Annotated in this window: 19 protein-coding genes and 1 pseudogene; 13 read left to right on the plus strand and 7 right to left on the minus strand. The window is 67.4% G+C overall.

The window, feature by feature from the left end; all coding sequences use genetic code 11:
* Positions 1-269: 269 nt before the first annotated feature.
* On the plus strand, positions 270-842 hold the full coding sequence (locus tag ABD831_RS09365; protein WP_344944819.1) for a dihydrofolate reductase family protein: 573 nt from the start codon (positions 270-272) through the stop codon (positions 840-842).
* A 421-nt stretch (positions 843-1263) separates the two neighbouring features.
* On the opposite strand, the gene ABD831_RS09370 is transcribed toward ABD831_RS09365, so the two are convergent.
* Positions 1264-1551, minus strand: a complete 288-nt coding sequence (locus ABD831_RS09370; protein ID WP_344944823.1) for a hypothetical protein — start codon at positions 1549-1551, stop codon at positions 1264-1266.
* A gap of 137 nt (positions 1552-1688) precedes the next feature.
* Here ABD831_RS09370 and ABD831_RS09375 point away from each other — a divergent pair, with 137 nt between their 5' ends.
* Together ABD831_RS09375 and ABD831_RS09380 are read left to right on the plus strand one after the other, a co-directional pair.
* Positions 1689-1853, plus strand: a complete 165-nt coding sequence (locus ABD831_RS09375) for a hypothetical protein (protein ID WP_344944825.1) — start codon at positions 1689-1691, stop codon at positions 1851-1853.
* Between the two features lie 366 nt (positions 1854-2219).
* The gene (locus ABD831_RS09380) at positions 2220-2501 is read left to right on the plus strand and encodes a hypothetical protein (RefSeq protein ID WP_344944828.1); all 282 of its coding nucleotides are present in this window, start codon (positions 2220-2222) and stop codon (positions 2499-2501) included.
* Positions 2502-2682: 181 nt separating this feature from the next.
* Here ABD831_RS09380 and ABD831_RS09385 read toward each other — a convergent pair whose 3' ends face one another.
* From ABD831_RS09385 to ABD831_RS09400, 4 genes are all read right to left on the minus strand, one after another.
* Positions 2683-3459 carry a polysaccharide deacetylase family protein gene (locus ABD831_RS09385; RefSeq protein WP_344944831.1) on the minus strand — a complete coding sequence of 259 codons (777 nt, stop codon included), beginning with the start codon at positions 3457-3459 and terminating at the stop codon, positions 2683-2685.
* 187 nt (positions 3460-3646) lie between these two features.
* Entirely contained in the window at positions 3647-4003 is a 357-nt protein-coding gene (locus ABD831_RS09390; RefSeq protein ID WP_344944834.1) for a hypothetical protein, read from the minus strand.
* A 77-nt stretch (positions 4004-4080) separates the two neighbouring features.
* Positions 4081-4590 (minus strand): hypothetical protein, encoded by a 510-nt coding sequence (locus ABD831_RS09395; protein WP_344944837.1) that lies wholly within the window; start codon positions 4588-4590, stop codon positions 4081-4083.
* An 89-nt stretch (positions 4591-4679) separates the two neighbouring features.
* Positions 4680-4886 (minus strand): hypothetical protein, encoded by a 207-nt coding sequence (locus tag ABD831_RS09400; RefSeq protein ID WP_344944840.1) that lies wholly within the window; start codon positions 4884-4886, stop codon positions 4680-4682.
* A 614-nt stretch (positions 4887-5500) separates the two neighbouring features.
* Here ABD831_RS09400 and ABD831_RS09405 point away from each other — a divergent pair.
* Positions 5501-5857, plus strand: a complete 357-nt coding sequence (locus tag ABD831_RS09405; RefSeq protein ID WP_344944843.1) for a DUF1622 domain-containing protein — start codon at positions 5501-5503, stop codon at positions 5855-5857.
* 66 nt (positions 5858-5923) lie between these two features.
* Here ABD831_RS09405 and ABD831_RS09410 read toward each other — a convergent pair.
* Together ABD831_RS09410 and ABD831_RS09415 are read right to left on the minus strand one after the other, a co-directional pair.
* A pseudogene (locus tag ABD831_RS09410) lies at positions 5924-6160 on the minus strand (dihydrofolate reductase family protein); the annotation flags it as partial.
* Between the two features lie 209 nt (positions 6161-6369).
* The gene (locus ABD831_RS09415; RefSeq protein ID WP_344944846.1) at positions 6370-6894 is read right to left on the minus strand and encodes a GNAT family N-acetyltransferase; all 525 of its coding nucleotides are present in this window, start codon (positions 6892-6894) and stop codon (positions 6370-6372) included.
* A gap of 1029 nt (positions 6895-7923) precedes the next feature.
* Here ABD831_RS09415 and ABD831_RS09420 point away from each other — a divergent pair.
* From ABD831_RS09420 to ABD831_RS09460, 9 genes are all read left to right on the plus strand, one after another.
* Complete coding sequence (locus tag ABD831_RS09420; RefSeq protein ID WP_344944850.1) at positions 7924-8703, plus strand: DUF1326 domain-containing protein; 780 nt, start codon at positions 7924-7926, stop codon at positions 8701-8703.
* Between the two features lie 14 nt (positions 8704-8717).
* Positions 8718-9521 carry a DUF2182 domain-containing protein gene (locus tag ABD831_RS09425; RefSeq protein WP_344944854.1) on the plus strand — a complete coding sequence of 268 codons (804 nt, stop codon included), beginning with the start codon at positions 8718-8720 and terminating at the stop codon, positions 9519-9521.
* An 18-nt stretch (positions 9522-9539) separates the two neighbouring features.
* Positions 9540-9911 carry a nitroreductase/quinone reductase family protein gene (locus ABD831_RS09430; RefSeq protein WP_344944857.1) on the plus strand — a complete coding sequence of 124 codons (372 nt, stop codon included), beginning with the start codon at positions 9540-9542 and terminating at the stop codon, positions 9909-9911.
* A gap of 187 nt (positions 9912-10098) precedes the next feature.
* A complete protein-coding gene (locus ABD831_RS09435; RefSeq protein WP_344944861.1) occupies positions 10099-10665 on the plus strand; it encodes a dihydrofolate reductase family protein in 567 nt (188 codons plus the stop codon).
* 87 nt (positions 10666-10752) lie between these two features.
* Positions 10753-11361: a SigE family RNA polymerase sigma factor gene (locus ABD831_RS09440; protein WP_344944864.1), complete on the plus strand. Its 609-nt coding sequence runs from the start codon at positions 10753-10755 to the stop codon at positions 11359-11361.
* A gap of 323 nt (positions 11362-11684) precedes the next feature.
* Entirely contained in the window at positions 11685-12428 is a 744-nt protein-coding gene (locus ABD831_RS09445) for a hypothetical protein (RefSeq protein ID WP_344944867.1), read from the plus strand.
* 138 nt (positions 12429-12566) lie between these two features.
* The gene (locus tag ABD831_RS09450; protein ID WP_344944870.1) at positions 12567-12746 is read left to right on the plus strand and encodes a hypothetical protein; all 180 of its coding nucleotides are present in this window, start codon (positions 12567-12569) and stop codon (positions 12744-12746) included.
* 121 nt (positions 12747-12867) lie between these two features.
* On the plus strand, positions 12868-13338 hold the full coding sequence (locus tag ABD831_RS09455; RefSeq protein ID WP_344944873.1) for a hypothetical protein: 471 nt from the start codon (positions 12868-12870) through the stop codon (positions 13336-13338).
* Positions 13320-13874: a VOC family protein gene (locus ABD831_RS09460; protein WP_344944875.1), complete on the plus strand. Its 555-nt coding sequence runs from the start codon at positions 13320-13322 to the stop codon at positions 13872-13874. Before ABD831_RS09455 ends, ABD831_RS09460 begins: the two co-directional genes overlap by 19 nt.
* Positions 13875-13972: the final 98 nt, after the last annotated feature.

Genomic DNA, 13972 nt, shown 5'->3' on the forward strand with positions numbered 1-13972 from the left:
GAGTGATGGCGTCTGCTGGCCCGCTGTCACGCGAGACGTTCAGGTCCCCCCGACGATCCCTCGGACGGGCGCAGCCGTCCTCGGCGCGCCAGATGTGGACCTGCGTCGGTGGCGTCAGGGACAACCTGTGGCGTGAAGGCCGAGCATGCCAAGCGGGTTGCGTCGGCGCTGCGCCTGATGCAGCCACATCTGGGCGGGATGTCGAATCCGCCTGCCGCCATTCGACGTGGTGACGGAAGCGCCAACACCAACTGTGAAGGAGAACGTCAATGCGCACCCTGATCTCCACCTCATTCGTCTCGCTCGACGGGAAGCTCGACCCCATCGGCGGCGACCCAGGTCTGCGCGACACCCAGTGGACCTTCAAGACCGTCGACTTCCTGCCCGAGGCCTACGAGCTCAAGGGCCGCGAGCAAGAGGAGGCGGCCGCCCTGCTGCTGGGGCGCCGCAGCTACCAGCTGTTCGCGCCGGTGTGGCCCGGCATGGCGGAGTTCGCCCGCTACAAGACCCTGCGCAAGTACGTCGTCTCCACCACCCTCGGAAACGACGACCTCGTCGATGACTGGGGGGACACGACTGTCCTCCGCTCGCTCGACGAGGTAGCCAAGCTCAAGGAGACCGACGGCGACCCGCTGCTCGTGCACGGGAGCGCCACGCTCAACCGGGCGCTGCAGGAGGCTGGCCTGATCGACCGGTACCACCTGCTGGTGTTCCCGGTACTGCTTGGCGCTGGCAAGTCACTGTTCAGCGACGCGGACATCGCCGCCCAACGACTACGCCTCCTCGAGCACCAGGTCTACGCCAACGGCATTCAGATGCAGGTCCTGGATGTTCTCCGCTGAGCTTTGCAGAGCGGTGCGCTCGTGCACGGGTGTACGTCTGTCGCTCACCGGGATCACTGCGCGTCGGCGACCCGGCGACCGCATTCGCGCCGCCTCGCCGCTGGTTTGAAGCGCCTACCTGGACTCCTCGTCGCTGCCAAGGCGAGACCTGGGTCGGGCAGGAAGGCCCAAGAAGGGATCGCTCTGCTCGAAGTAGCGGTGCCCTCTACGCCCAACCGTCACCAGGGTCGAGGGCACGGAGGACGCGGGGAACGGAGATGTTTCGCGGGTCGTCATCGGCCCGCCGCAGACTCCCAGGCCCGCATCCTGAGCGCGGCCTGGCCGGACGTCCCGTCCTCAACGCGGCGTAGCGGTCAACGTCTCCTCAGCGAATGGCATTCTGCGCTGGGGCGAGGCGTGTCGTTCCCGGAGTGCCGGCTCGCTAGTGCTGGGACACGTGGTAGCAGGCGACGTCGTACTGTGATCGCTCGCTGTAGTGCTGACCGCCGATTCCCCCGTTCTGTGAGTTGATTCCGGGTTCGTTGAAGGGCGAGCCTGGTGACCTGGCGGCGTTCCCGGGTGTCGTCCCGCCGGCGGCCTCGATGTCCTGACACGACTGGCTGGGCGGGCCGGTGCCGCTCGGGTTGCCGCTCGCCAGTGCCGGCGCTGCGCCGCTGATGGCCATGATGACAAGGGCGGCTCCGGTGGCCGCGATGAGGCGGTTGTGCATGACTCTTCCTCCTTCGGGCCCCGTGCGGGCCTCTGAGATGGAGACGCCCGCTGACAGCGGCGCGTTCACGGAGTGACGGCGTGTCGCGGCATCGGTGGGACACCCGCGCTATGGGACGAGCAGGATCTACCACTGAGATGGACGCCAGGACGCCGGCCGCGCACGGGTATCCCGCGATGGCGCTGGCCTACTTCCATGAGGCCGGCCTGCCCGTGGCCCTTCACAGGATCCCCCTGGACTACTTCGCTGCCGGGGTCATCGCGCCCAGCGGAGCGCCCAACCAGTCCAGCACCGCGCTATGACCGAGCCTGTCTCGAAGACAGTCGAGTCCTACCTCGTGCGAGATGACGTCGAGCGCCAGTTCTTGGATCATCTTGATGGCAAGGCCCGGCAACTCCGCTCACTCAGTGGGCACTCGAAGTAGGGAAGGATGCGCTGCATGACACGACCTTTGGCCTGTCCCTCGTGCGGTCATACCGATCTCACCTCGGGCGTTATCGTTGGGCGGTCACCTGGGGTGAAGTTCAAAGGCAGCAAGGGTGTGACGGGTGATTTGACGGGGATTCTGCTGACCGACGGATTCTTCAATCACGACGCACCAGCTCTGCGTTGCGACGAGTGCGGGACGGTCGTCGTTCTACCTCGACACTGAGGCCCAGGCGGCGGACATGGCCTTCCCCCTCGAACACGGCAACGTGCAGGTGTTCCTGAAGCCGCGCGTGCTGGACGGCGGTGGACTTGAGTTGAGTTCGCCGCCAGGCCCGTTCGGAAGGAACGGCGCGTACGTGGTGGTCGACGAGGCTGGGACCCATGCAGCGCGTGTACCGATCCACGAGACGTTCACGGTCTACGTCGACGACGAGGGAACGCTGCGCACCGACCACCACCTGAAGCTGTGGTCCGCGTCGGTTCTGCGACTGCACTACAAGCTCGTGCTGGTCCGCGACTGACGAACCTGCGACGACACGACCGTGGGCGATGACGACCTACGGCGACATCGAGGTTGCTCCAACCGCGGCTACCACGTCATGGGGGCTGCGTGCCAGCCTCAACGGCAACGTGCCCGGCAGCGTTTGAGCGTGGAGGCATACACAGGCACGCCGGCTCGCGTGCCAGCGGCTACGTGACGGCTCAGACGGCGAAGACGTCCCCGAGGTGCACCGGCTGGAGGGCGCGGGCCCGGATGATCTCGACGAGCTGCCCGTAGACCTTTGTCACGGGCAGGTGGTTCGCGTGTCCGATGACGATGTGACCAGGCAACATCCACTGCTTGGCGCTCGCGACGATGGCCGCCGGCTTCTGCACCGTCGAGTCACCCAGGCTACCGAGCCACATGGTCACCGCGGGATAGCCCAGGTCTGCCAGCTGTGCGTCGAGCGCATGGTCGTGAGACCCGTAGGGCGGCCGCATGAAAGGTCGCCCGAGCGTCCCGTACGTCTTCTGGAGGAAGGCCTCGTTGCGACGCACCTGGTCGGCGACCTCGGCCGGGGACAGCCGCAGCAGGTCGTGGTGCGACCAGGTGTGGTTCGCGATGAAGATCTGGTTCTCGTCGTGGAGCGGGCGCAGCAGGTCCGCGTGGCTCGTCCAGCCCGAGTTGACCCCGTTGCAGAAGAACGTCAGCCGCAGCCCCGTGTCGCGGGCCAGCTTCGCGTAGCCCTCGATCACGGTTTCGTTGGTGCCGTCGTCGATCGTGAGGGCGACGGTCTTCGTGTCGCCGGGAAGCCGGAAGAGCGTTCCGTACGGAACGGGGGCCTTGGCCAGTGGCTTGGGGGGCGTGAACCGCGGCGCGCCCGACAGGGGCGCGCCGGCGCCGCCAGGAGACCGCCCCGGCGTCGCGTCGGCGCCGCACGCGGCGAGGCCGGTGGCGACGGCTGCCGCGATGGAGGTGAGGAAGGTCCGACGATCCATCTTCTCGACGGTAGGCCGTCTGCCCGAGGATGCACGGTGACGCGCCGGGGTCCGGCCTACTTCACGCCACCACTGGACTGAAGGCACTCGTCGGCGGCGTGGTCGGACCTCCCGTCCTCAACGCGGCGGACGAGGACGTTCCCTCGACCGGACATGTGCGGGAGGCCGACCCCTGTCTGCAGTCCGCTCAGGCGCAGCTGCAGTAGCTGATGACGTAGAGCAGCCACACGGCTGTCACGAGCAAGGCGCCGGAAGCGATGATGGCAACCCGCCGACCCTGCCCACGCTCACGCGACCGTCGTGCCCGTGGCAAGAGGCTCCAGGCGCCGTAGCCGAGTAGGCAGGCCATCGCCGCACCAGCGATGACCGTCGCCACCGGGTGGCGATTCCACCCCCAGATGAAGCCCGCGATCACGACCCCAGCGACTGAGCACGCAAGAACCGCGAAGAGGCCTTCTACAACCGCCTCACCCACCAGCTCCGCAACCTTCGAGCCGATCCGCCGGGGTAGCGATGCCCGCGGCCGGCTCAGCTCCTGCGTCACGCCGTGATGCTCTCATGTTCACGCGCGACTCTCGGGCCGGCGCGATGCACGCCTGGGGGCATGAGCGGACTGGGGTGCTACCCGTCGAGCCGGTCGGCGGTGCTGCGCCAGGCCGGGGGTATCTCGTCGGTAACCCATGACGCGGCGCAGAGCTCCACGGGGATCGCCAGCGGCTCGAGCTCTTCGACGAAGATCCTGGTCATCGTCTCGAGCATGGGCGGGTTGAAGCCGAAGCCGTCGGTGTCCAGGCTCAGAAGCAACCCGCCGTCGTGAGCCGCTGGACCCATGACCCCCTCCACGATGCCGCTCGCGTCAGGGTCTTCCGTCCCGTCCGGCATGACGCCGAACAGCCGATCGGCCACCCGCCGCAGAGCCAGACCCAAGACGTCCGGGACATCAGCGTCGGTGAGCACCGGGGTGCTCATGCGAACCTGGAACCGAGGTTCCCCGACGTGGCTGATGACGTCGGCGCCCGGCTCCGCGAGCTGCCCCGGAAGCAGCTCGAGCGCCTGACCATCGGGCGTCACCACGAACTTGAGGCCCATCCGTCCGAAGAGGTCCTCGTCCACCCGCACGTACGTCGTCATCCGATCACCCCTCCGTCGGGATGCCGCGCCGCGGCACCTGAGCCGTCACACGGTACGACGAGCGAGGCCGGCCGCTGCGGAACCGGTGGTCATGCGCGTCGGACCGTCGATCGTCCGGGCCAGCCGCAGTTCGGCGTCACGGCCTGCTCGATCTCGTCAAGGCAGTAGCGCGCGTCGAGGTGCTCGAGGAGTTCGATGGTGCTGGAGAACTCGCGCGTCCGACCCTCCGGTGTTCGTACGCGATAGAGGATTGCGCCCAGAGCCGCCGCAGCCGCGTCGCTGGTGGCGTAACCCACCTCCACATGGACTCCGTCGGACAGGGACCTCAGCCCCAGCCAGATCACCGTGGGACCCCCGTTCGGAGAGGGGGCCTCGCCGGGCACGACGGGTGAATGTCACGATCAGTGTCGGCGCGGGCGGACACGGGCTGGGCTGCGCGATGGAGCTTTGGGTCGTGCATTCGGCTGAAAGGGATGCGGTAGGGCATTTGCGACTCCGTTGGTTCCGGAGTGATGAGCGGCGGTTGCTGCTGCCCGCTCAGGCGTTTGTCCACACCTGCTGACAGGGTAGGCATGGTTTCGCGAACTCGGTAACGGTTGGGTCAGTGGTCGGGGCGCCTCGGACGGATGTCCCGTGATCTTCGTGAGGAGCTCGAGGCATGGCGCTGGCCGTGCGGTTGCGGCTCTGAGACGCAGGACGGCATGTCGGGCGTGGCGCACCAGGATGGTCAACGCGGTGCTGGCCTGGGTCGTGAACGCCCGGGCGCGCAGGACATCGGCGTCGGCGAAAGCGTGGCTGACCGCTGGGAAGGTCGAGTGCGGCATTCTGACTGGAGGAGTTGGCCTCCGTTCCTGCCGGTCAACCCGGGGGAACGGCATGGTGCGAATCGGACCAGAGAGTGAGGAGCGGCGTGGACTTCAACGAGGCGGTCGAGCTGGCCGGCAAGAGCATCGACGCGGCCGGTGTGGCTGTGCTGGTCGTCGGCGCAGTGGTGGCAGCCGCGCGCGCTGCTCAGAGCGCCAGGACGCACCAGCCCAATGTCTACCGGCGGTTCCGACGGCAGCTGGGTCGGTCCATCCTGCTCGGCCTCGAGCTGCTCGTGGCTGCCGACATCATCCGCACTGTCGCGGTGACACCGACCCTGGACAGCGTGCTGGTCCTCGCTCTCATCGTGGCGATCCGGACCTTTCTCAGCTTCTCCCTCGAGCTCGAGATCACCGGCCGGTGGCCGTGGCAGAAGGCAGTGGAGGCTCCTGGCACGGACTAGCCGTACAAGGTCATGCCTTCGCCAGCTGACCGTCCTACGGGGGATGGGCGCGCATGGGGCCGCCGCTCAGATCGGTCGACGGTGCACCTGATAGCGCAGGTTAAGCACTCGATTGCCCTGGATCACCACGTCGGGATCCTCCAACAGGTGCTGTGCCTGGACCGACCCGAAGTGGCGCTTGCCGGACCCGAACACGACGGGCACGACGTCCATGCGCACCTCGTCGACCAGGCCCGCAGCAAGCACCTGACCACCGACGTCGCCAGCGGCGACCTCGACTGTGCGGTCACCCGCGAGCTCCGCTGTGAGTCCGGCAGCAAGGGCTTGTCGTCGCCGGGCGGCGGTGTCTCTCATCGTCATCCCCCGTCCATCAAGTCGGTGTTCACGGAGGCTATCGACCAAGGTTTCGAGCCGCCCGGCGACTCACCAGCCGGTGCGACCGAACCGGAGCCGTGTCAGAGGCGGCACAGCTCGACACAGAGCGCGTCGGCGGATGGACTGACTCCCGGTCCTTACCAGCGGCAGGTGAACGCCCAGTCGACGCCATCCTCGCCCTGGTCGTCGAAGGCGGGGTCTCGTCGCAGGCCGATCTTTGTGGCGACCCTCTGACTGGCTGGATTCGTCGGGCGGATGCGGGCGACGACAAGCTCGGCAGGAAGCGACTCCTGCGCCCACTGCAACAAGCCGGCCGCGGCTTCCGTGGCGTAGCCCTGTCCCCAGGTCGAGGGATGAAAGCGGTACATGAGATTGAGTACGCGGTTTCCGCGGATCGTCATCCACCGGACACCGCAGTTGCCGACCAGTCGACCAGTCTTCTCTTCGAAGACGCAACCGTTTCCGAACCCGTGTTGCTCCCAGTGCCCCAGCCAGTGCCTCACCAGTGCCTCGACGTCCTCGAGCTCCGTCACCAGATCCGACGGGTTGTGCTCGACGACCGACGGATGCGACAGGATCCCGAGGATCGCTTCGGCATCAGCCTGCGCCGGTTGCCGTAGTGACAACCGTGCTGTCAACAGGCGAACGGGCTGCCGGGGCATCTTGGCAATGTACCCATGACATTCGCTTCAGCACTTCGCACGAGCGGACGTTCGACCGCTCGAGAGCGTTTGACCTCAGGCGAGACAGCCCCAGGCCTGTGCAGATTGGCGGCGGAGAGTCCTGCCCTGCGGCTGGGCACGTAGTCCATGGTTCTCGCAGCGGCTCCCGTCGGTTCACTCGAAGGATCACGCGGTGACCCCACCCGCATCTGCACGACACGCTCACCGGTGCGTCGGACACCGACGCTGTGGACTCCGGGCCTGCCACGCTGCTGCGGCACACTCCGCACGCCTCGGTATCTCCCGGTCGCGGCGACAGACTTCAGTGGGGAGGTGGGTTGCCGGGGAAGACCAGGCCTTGCCAGTGAGCAGGACCAGAGTCGACGGTGGCCCTGGGCACGACCAGCCACATGTAGAAGGTCAACCCCTTGTAACCGCCGGAGCCCTGGCACCACCGAGTGATCATGTCCCCGGTTTCCGACGTGTAGATGCCCGAGTACGGACCGGTCCACGTGCCGCCGGCGTTCGTGAGCCGGGCCGTACCCCACTGGGTCAGCGTCTCGGTGAAGGTGCCGTGCCGGCCGTGGGAACTGACTCCGTCCGGGTCTTGGGTGTGGGTGCCCTCGGACACCGTGAAGGTCAACGTGCCACTGACCAACGTCGCCGGACCGTAGGTCACCGGCGGCGAAAGGGAGGACGTCGTGGATGACGTCCCGCTGGATGAGGGCACCGCAGACGGCGTTGTCACACGGTCGGCTGTCGAGCACCCAACGAGGATCATCGCCAATGCGGGGAACCACCTGTACCGGCGACTCACGGTGACCACCTCCTCGCCCACCACTCGCAGCGTCACATGCGGCTCAGGCCTGTCGGGAGGGGCGTAGGTCCCGGCCCGTGGGGCGCAGGTCCCGGCCCATGGGGCGCAGGTCCCGGCCGACCGGGGCGGCCTTTGAAGGGCGACGTTGGGTCGATGTTCAGAGCCAGGTGGCGAAGCGGGTTGCTGTGCCACACGAGCCGCAGGGGACCTGGATGAGGTTGCACACCTGGTCGGCCACAGGACGGGCCCCGCCCGTGCTGATGGAGACGCGGCAGACGGCGTCGGGGTATCGACCAACGGAGCGCTCGGCGCGCGCCGCAGGTCGATGGCGGTTGACGCGTTTCCGGAGCGGCGCGACACTCGATCTTGGGGTGAAAGGGGGTAGCACGATGTCGTGGAATCTCGAGGGCGACTACGTCGAGACGTGCTCCTGTGAGCTGATGTGCCCGTGCAACCTGTCCCTCGATCACGGGGCGACGTACGACTTCTGCAGGGTGACACTGGTCTTCGACGTCCGCCAGGGAGCCGTGGAGGGGACGGATGTGTCCGGCTGCACGGTCGCGATGATCGCGGACACGCCGAAGGTCATGACCGAGGGCAACTGGCGAGTGGGCGTGTTCGTCGACGAGCATGCCAGTGATGCCCAGTTCGACCGGCTGGTGCAGGTGTTCGGCGGTCAGCTGGGCGGCCCGATGGCGGCGCTTGCGCCCTTGATCGGCGAGATGCTGGGCGTCGAGCGGGCGGACATCACCGTGGACCATGACGGGCTGCGCCACCGTGTGCGGGTCGGCAGCGTCATCGACTTCGAGGTCGAGGACGTCGTGCCGTTCGGGGTGGACACCGGTGAGCCGGTGCGGTTCTCGGGGATGTTCCATCCTGTGGGTTCGGACCTGACGATGGCCGAGGCGAAGCGGTCGAGCATCGACGCCTTCGGGATCCGTTACGAGGGGAAGACGGGGCTGTCGAAGTCCGGCTTCTCATGGGCCGCCTGACGGGAGCGACTCGGGTGGGGGCAGCCCACCCGGTGGAGGCCGGGCTGCGTCCGGCCTACGCCGCCGTGCGGGGCCAGGTGGTGCTGGTGGCGGTTCTCGTCGCACTCGCCGCGGTCGGGTGGTGGTGGGCCATCGAGCAGATGCGCGGCATGGATGATGGGCCGTGGACCGGGCTCGGGACCTTCGGCTGGTTCACCACCGTGTGGGTGGTCATGATGGCAGCGATGATGTTCCCGTCGGTGGCGCCCACGGTGGCGTTGTACTCGCGGATGAGTCGCGGGCGGTGGACACCCGTGGCCTTCGTCACGGGCTACCTGGCGACGTGGACCGCAGCCGGGGTCGTCGCCTTCGTGATGGGCGTGATCGCGGGCCGCATCACGCCTCGGCCGCTTTGGGACGATGCCGGTCGGTTGCTCACGGGGGCGACGCTGCTGCTGGCGGCGGCATACGAGCTGACACCTCTGAAGCGAGCCTGTCTGGCCAAGTGCCGCAGCCCGCTCGGGCTGCTCCTCGGGTCGTGGCGCGACGGATGGGCGGGGGCGCTTCGGATGGGAGTGCGGAACGGTGCCTGGTGCGTGGGCTGCTGCTGGGCACTAATGGCGTCGCTGTTCGCGCTGGGCGTGATGAGTCCCGTCTGGATGGCCGTCGTCGCCGTGCTCATCACGGTGGAGAAGATCCTCCCCTGGCGACGGACCGCCACGTACGGGGTAGCGCTCACGCTCCTCGTCCTCGGCGTGCTGGTGCTCGCCGCGCCGCAGACCGTGCCGGGCCTGAACGTCCCGACGCCGGGTCTGATGCCGATGGCCCTCCCTCACTGACCCGATCAGGTCCGCCGCATGGATACAGCCGCGTTGCCGCCGACCGGGACGTGCGAGCTGAGCACCGTCGGGCGGCGCAGCGGCCGGGTGCGCCGGGTCGAGATCTGGTACGTCGTCGTCGGGGGTCAGATCGTTCTGACCGGCACGCCCAGCCCGAGGAGCTGGCTGGCCAACCTGCGCGAGCACCCCGAGGCGGTGCTGCACCTGCGGGAGCCGACGGTCGATCTCGATGTCGTCGCGGAGGAGGTCGTGGAGCCGGCAACCCGGCGCCGGATCGTCGAGCAGGCGTGGCGCCTACAGCCCTGGTATGCCGCGCAGCCCCACTCCCTCGACGACTGGGTGAGTCACTCACCGCTGGTCACGCTCACGCCCGTAACGGCGCCTGCCTGACGGTGGACCACGGCGAGGAGTGGGCAAGGCCCACACGAGCATCGCCGCAGCCAGCTCGCCGGCATGGACCGTCGGCGGTTGCGCCCTGGCACCTTCTCTTCGCGGCGGGCTCATCGATCACGCCGTCCATGCTGTTGACTGTGCCTGTCACGTCGCACGCTCTGACCGAGTCTGAGTGGAGGGCTTCATGAGTAAGTTGATCTACGCGGCCAACATCTCGCTCGACGGCTTCCTCGAGGACGAGACTGGTTCGTTCGACTGGTCCGTGCCAGACGAGGAAGTGCACGCGTTCTGGAACGAGCACGAGCGGCACATCGGCACGTCGCTCTACGGGCGACGCATGTACGAGGCGATGCGCGTGTGGGAGGACGACGACTGGTTGACGAACGAGCCCGAGGTGGTTCGCGAGTACGCCGGGATCTGGCGTGACGCCGACAAGGTCGTCTACTCCACCTCACTGACCGACGTGTCGACCGCGCGCACGAGGATCGAGCGGCAGTTCGAGCCCGAGGCGGTACGGCGGCTCAAGGAGACCTCCGGCTCGGACCTGAGCATCGGGGGCGCGGGGATCGCGGCCGAGGCCTTCCGGCACGGCCTGGTCGACGAGTGCGTTCTGCTGCTGTGCCCGGTCCTCGTCGGCGGCGGCAAGCCGGCACTCCCTCGTGGCGTACGACTCGACCTCGAGCTGCTTGACCACAGACGATTCGCCAACGGCGTGGTCTACGTCCGCTACGCGGTCCGACACCCCGCCTGACCCTTGCGCCGGACAGCGACACGGAAAGGCGTTCTGCTCGCCCTGACGCCGTGATCGATGTCGCCCCGCAGGGAGGGGCGCTGGTGGGTGGACACGTTGTCGACTCACCTTCTCTGCCGGCCGGGGCAACCCTGGACCGGTTTGATCCGTGATGAGGGTGTGAGACCAGCTGTGTCGGGAGACAAGGACGCCGAGTTCCTCGCGTTCGTGACGGTGTCGCGGCGCGAGCTGCGCCAGGTGGCGTTCCTGATGTGCCGTGACTGGCATCAGGCCGAGGACCTGACGCAGGATGCCCTCGTCAGCCTCTATGCGGCGTGGGACCGCATCGAGGTCCGCTCTCGGCTCATGCCGTACGCGCGACGCGTCCTGGTCCGCAAGCTTCTTGACCAACGAAGGAGACCGTGGCGGCGCGAGGTCGCCACGACCGTGCCTGACCGTGAGGACGTGTGCGCGGGAACGCATGACCTCGGCGAGCGGCGAATTCTGTTGGACCTGCTGGCGACTCTGGCGCCCCGGCGACGAGCCTGCCTGGTGCTGCGGTACTTCGAGGAGCTGTCGGTGGCCGAGACCGCCGAGGCCCTCGATTGCAGCGAGGGCACGGTCAAGAGCCAGACGTCCAGAGCCTTGGCCGAGCTGCGCGTTCTCGTCGACGACGCCGGTCTCGCCCTTGACGATCTTCTTCAAGGAGTGTCCTGATGAGCACCCTGCTACGCGACGCCCTTCGAGGGGCCGCAGATGACGGCGAGCGTACATTCGCCCGGACGCCGGAGGACGTGCTGCTCGCGGCCCGACGGCATCAGCTTCGTCGCAGGGTTCGCGTCTGGCGCGCGCCGTCAGGAGCCATTCTGGCAGTCGCTGCGGCCGCGGCCGGTGTGCTCGTCGCTCCCGGACTTCTCAGCGGTGACGCGGCCCGCAGGTCCGAACCGCTGCCGGGTTCCGTCTCCCGGCCCGCGATCTCGACGCATACGTCGCTGCGTCCCCCGGTCTCGGCTCCGGGGACGACCCCCTCTCCGAACTACGTGCCGGACATCCTGACGAAAGCCGAAGCCGTGGAGCGGTGCCGAGGGCAGGCTGACGTGGACTTCGGTGTGGGACAGTCGTTCTCACTTGTCGACCCCCCGCGTGAGCTGGTGGCAGGACGGGGGGTACAGACCACTGACGCGAAGGGTCACCAGGGGCTGTGCAAGATCCCGTATGCCACGCCAGGGCGGCTGGTGCGCGGCCCTTTCGCGTCAGTCGATGACCGGTCCGGCATCGCGTCACAGTGCAGCCAGGTCGCCGGGTACGACCTGACCGAATGGAGCGTGCGTACCGCGTTCGCAGCGAACGGCGTCCTCACCGCCGTGCTCTCGTCCAGCAACGGCTGGGATGCGGCGTGCGAGCTCACCCCGCAGGCGTGGGAGCCGCACGGCGTCCCGCTTCAAGAGGTGAGGATCTACGAGTCGGGACTGCCATGGACGGGAACATCCGCCTATGTCGTCGCTCTGGGCGGCGGCCACCGCCGCACGGCAACGCCCGGGACGAAGGCAGGGAGCATCTTCTTCGGAGCGGCGACGCTTCGTGACGAAGGCGGCCTGGCGACACGAGCCGCACGGGTGAAAGTGACGCTGAGCACCGGCGAGAAGGCCAGCTTTCCGGTCGTCGACGGCCGCTACGCCATCGTCGTCAGTGGACCTCCGTCAGCTGGTGGACTGCAGGGCGGCACCTACGTCGTGACGGCCTCAGACGGGACTGTCCTGCGCCGCGGCAGCCTGCAGGGTTGACAGCGACTGAAGCGATCGAGTTCGGCAAGATTCAGGAAGGTCAATCGTCCGCAGCTCCGAGCAGCCGCGCACCGAGCTTCAGGTGTCTCTGTCGTCCAGCGCACAGACACCCACCCGCGCGCCTCGCACTCTGAAGGCATGAACACGAGGAAGAACATGAGCTGCAGGATCGGCCGGCACCACTGGGAGATCACGACCGTGACCGGGATGCGCGAACGGATCTGCGTCCAGTGCGGCCGCAGCCGCTTCGACGCCTCAGTCCACCCGGACTTCAATGCACGCAAGGATCATGGATCCATCTTCGTCCTCGGCCTCTAGTCGCCCACTTCATCGAGCTCGGCAGTGACGCGGACCTGCACGGCGAAGTCATTCAGGCGCTCGTCCTTCCGGAGGCATCGGGCACCACGACCTCGTGGGGGGTGTCTGCCAAGATCACCCCATGAACGGCAAGGTCGCTCGCGTTGTCGACGAGGTGATCGCCCGGTTGCTTCCCGAACTCCGTAGCCAGGTGGACGACGAGCACGCGAGGTACGCAGCGACAGCGCTGCCTGGCGGCGATGATGCAGACGTCTTGGACGTCCTCGTGCAGACGGCCGAGTCACGCACCATGTTCGCGCTCTGGCACCGCGAAGGTCTTCCGACGTCGTGTGACGACCCTGGGTTTGCCGCCGTGGCGACGTGCACGCGCGCGCCCGACGGCAGCATCGTCGCCCGGTTCGAGGAGGTGCGATCCGATGAGAATGAGGAGCCGTACGAGCTGGTTCGAATCCTCGTGGCCTTCCGCTCTGATGGACTCGTCGTCACCATCAACAGGTACGCCGAGCCTGGGCCAGAAGCCCCGGCAGAGCCATGGGCGTTCGAGACGCTGCTGACGGTCGCCCTGGCTCCCGCATGGCTCCCTTCAGCGTGATGCAGACGCGGCGCAGGTGGATCGGCTCCATGGCTTCTTCTCATGCGCAAGCTTCTTCATCGTCACTGCGGCAGGACCATCCGAACGTGAAGCGCTCGACGCGACAGTTCCGGATGTTCGTGCTGCACCTCGTTGCCCGACCTCGGATGCAGACAGCGGCGACGGTGCCGTCCTACCGTCGGTCCATGGTGGTCAAGCGCATCAAGCCCAACATCTTGTCCAACGACTTCGACTCGAGTCGGACGTTCTACACGGACGTCATCGGTCTCGATGACAGGGGAGGACTGGATTGGATCCTCTTCTTCGGCACCGACAAGCGCGAGGTCCAGCTCAGCGTGATGGCCTTGGATGTCAAGGCGCATCAGCATCCGGTTGTCTCCATCGAGGTCGATGACGTTGACCAGGTGTACGCGCGAGCCGTTGCTGCGGGTGCCGAAATCACCTACCCGCTCACCGACGAGGACTGGGGGCTACGACGGTTCTTCGTCCGCGACCCGAACGGAGCGGTCATCAACGCCACGCAACATGATGGATAGTGGGGAGCCTGGGCTGACGGCCTCGTATGCCGCATCCGCCATCAGGCGCGATCGCTCGGATTGCGGCTGATGACCGGGCATCCCGTCCCGTCGCGGCA

The sequence above is a fragment of the Terrabacter ginsenosidimutans genome (assembly GCF_039539425.1).
Lineage (GTDB): Bacteria > Actinomycetota > Actinomycetes > Actinomycetales > Dermatophilaceae > Terrabacter > Terrabacter ginsenosidimutans.

What these genes read in the sequence shown, in the direction of transcription:
- ABD831_RS09375 (WP_344944825.1), top strand. Translation starts at nt 1,689, where the DNA reads ATGGACGCCAGGACGCCGGCCGCGCACGGGTATCCCGCGATGGCGCTG.
- ABD831_RS09460 (WP_344944875.1), top strand. Translation starts at nt 13,320, where the DNA reads ATGGCTCCCTTCAGCGTGATGCAGACGCGGCGCAGGTGGATCGGCTCC.
- ABD831_RS09365 (WP_344944819.1), top strand. Translation starts at nt 270, where the DNA reads ATGCGCACCCTGATCTCCACCTCATTCGTCTCGCTCGACGGGAAGCTC.
- ABD831_RS09395 (WP_344944837.1), bottom strand. Translation starts at nt 4,590, where the DNA reads ATGACGACGTACGTGCGGGTGGACGAGGACCTCTTCGGACGGATGGGC.
- ABD831_RS09385 (WP_344944831.1), bottom strand. Translation starts at nt 3,459, where the DNA reads ATGGATCGTCGGACCTTCCTCACCTCCATCGCGGCAGCCGTCGCCACC.
- ABD831_RS09415 (WP_344944846.1), bottom strand. Translation starts at nt 6,894, where the DNA reads ATGCCCCGGCAGCCCGTTCGCCTGTTGACAGCACGGTTGTCACTACGG.
- ABD831_RS09420 (WP_344944850.1), top strand. Translation starts at nt 7,924, where the DNA reads ATGAGGTTGCACACCTGGTCGGCCACAGGACGGGCCCCGCCCGTGCTG.
- ABD831_RS09450 (WP_344944870.1), top strand. Translation starts at nt 12,567, where the DNA reads ATGAACACGAGGAAGAACATGAGCTGCAGGATCGGCCGGCACCACTGG.
- ABD831_RS09455 (WP_344944873.1), top strand. Translation starts at nt 12,868, where the DNA reads ATGAACGGCAAGGTCGCTCGCGTTGTCGACGAGGTGATCGCCCGGTTG.
- ABD831_RS09430 (WP_344944857.1), top strand. Translation starts at nt 9,540, where the DNA reads ATGGATACAGCCGCGTTGCCGCCGACCGGGACGTGCGAGCTGAGCACC.
- ABD831_RS09370 (WP_344944823.1), bottom strand. Translation starts at nt 1,551, where the DNA reads ATGCACAACCGCCTCATCGCGGCCACCGGAGCCGCCCTTGTCATCATG.
- ABD831_RS09380 (WP_344944828.1), top strand. Translation starts at nt 2,220, where the DNA reads ATGGCCTTCCCCCTCGAACACGGCAACGTGCAGGTGTTCCTGAAGCCG.
- ABD831_RS09435 (WP_344944861.1), top strand. Translation starts at nt 10,099, where the DNA reads ATGAGTAAGTTGATCTACGCGGCCAACATCTCGCTCGACGGCTTCCTC.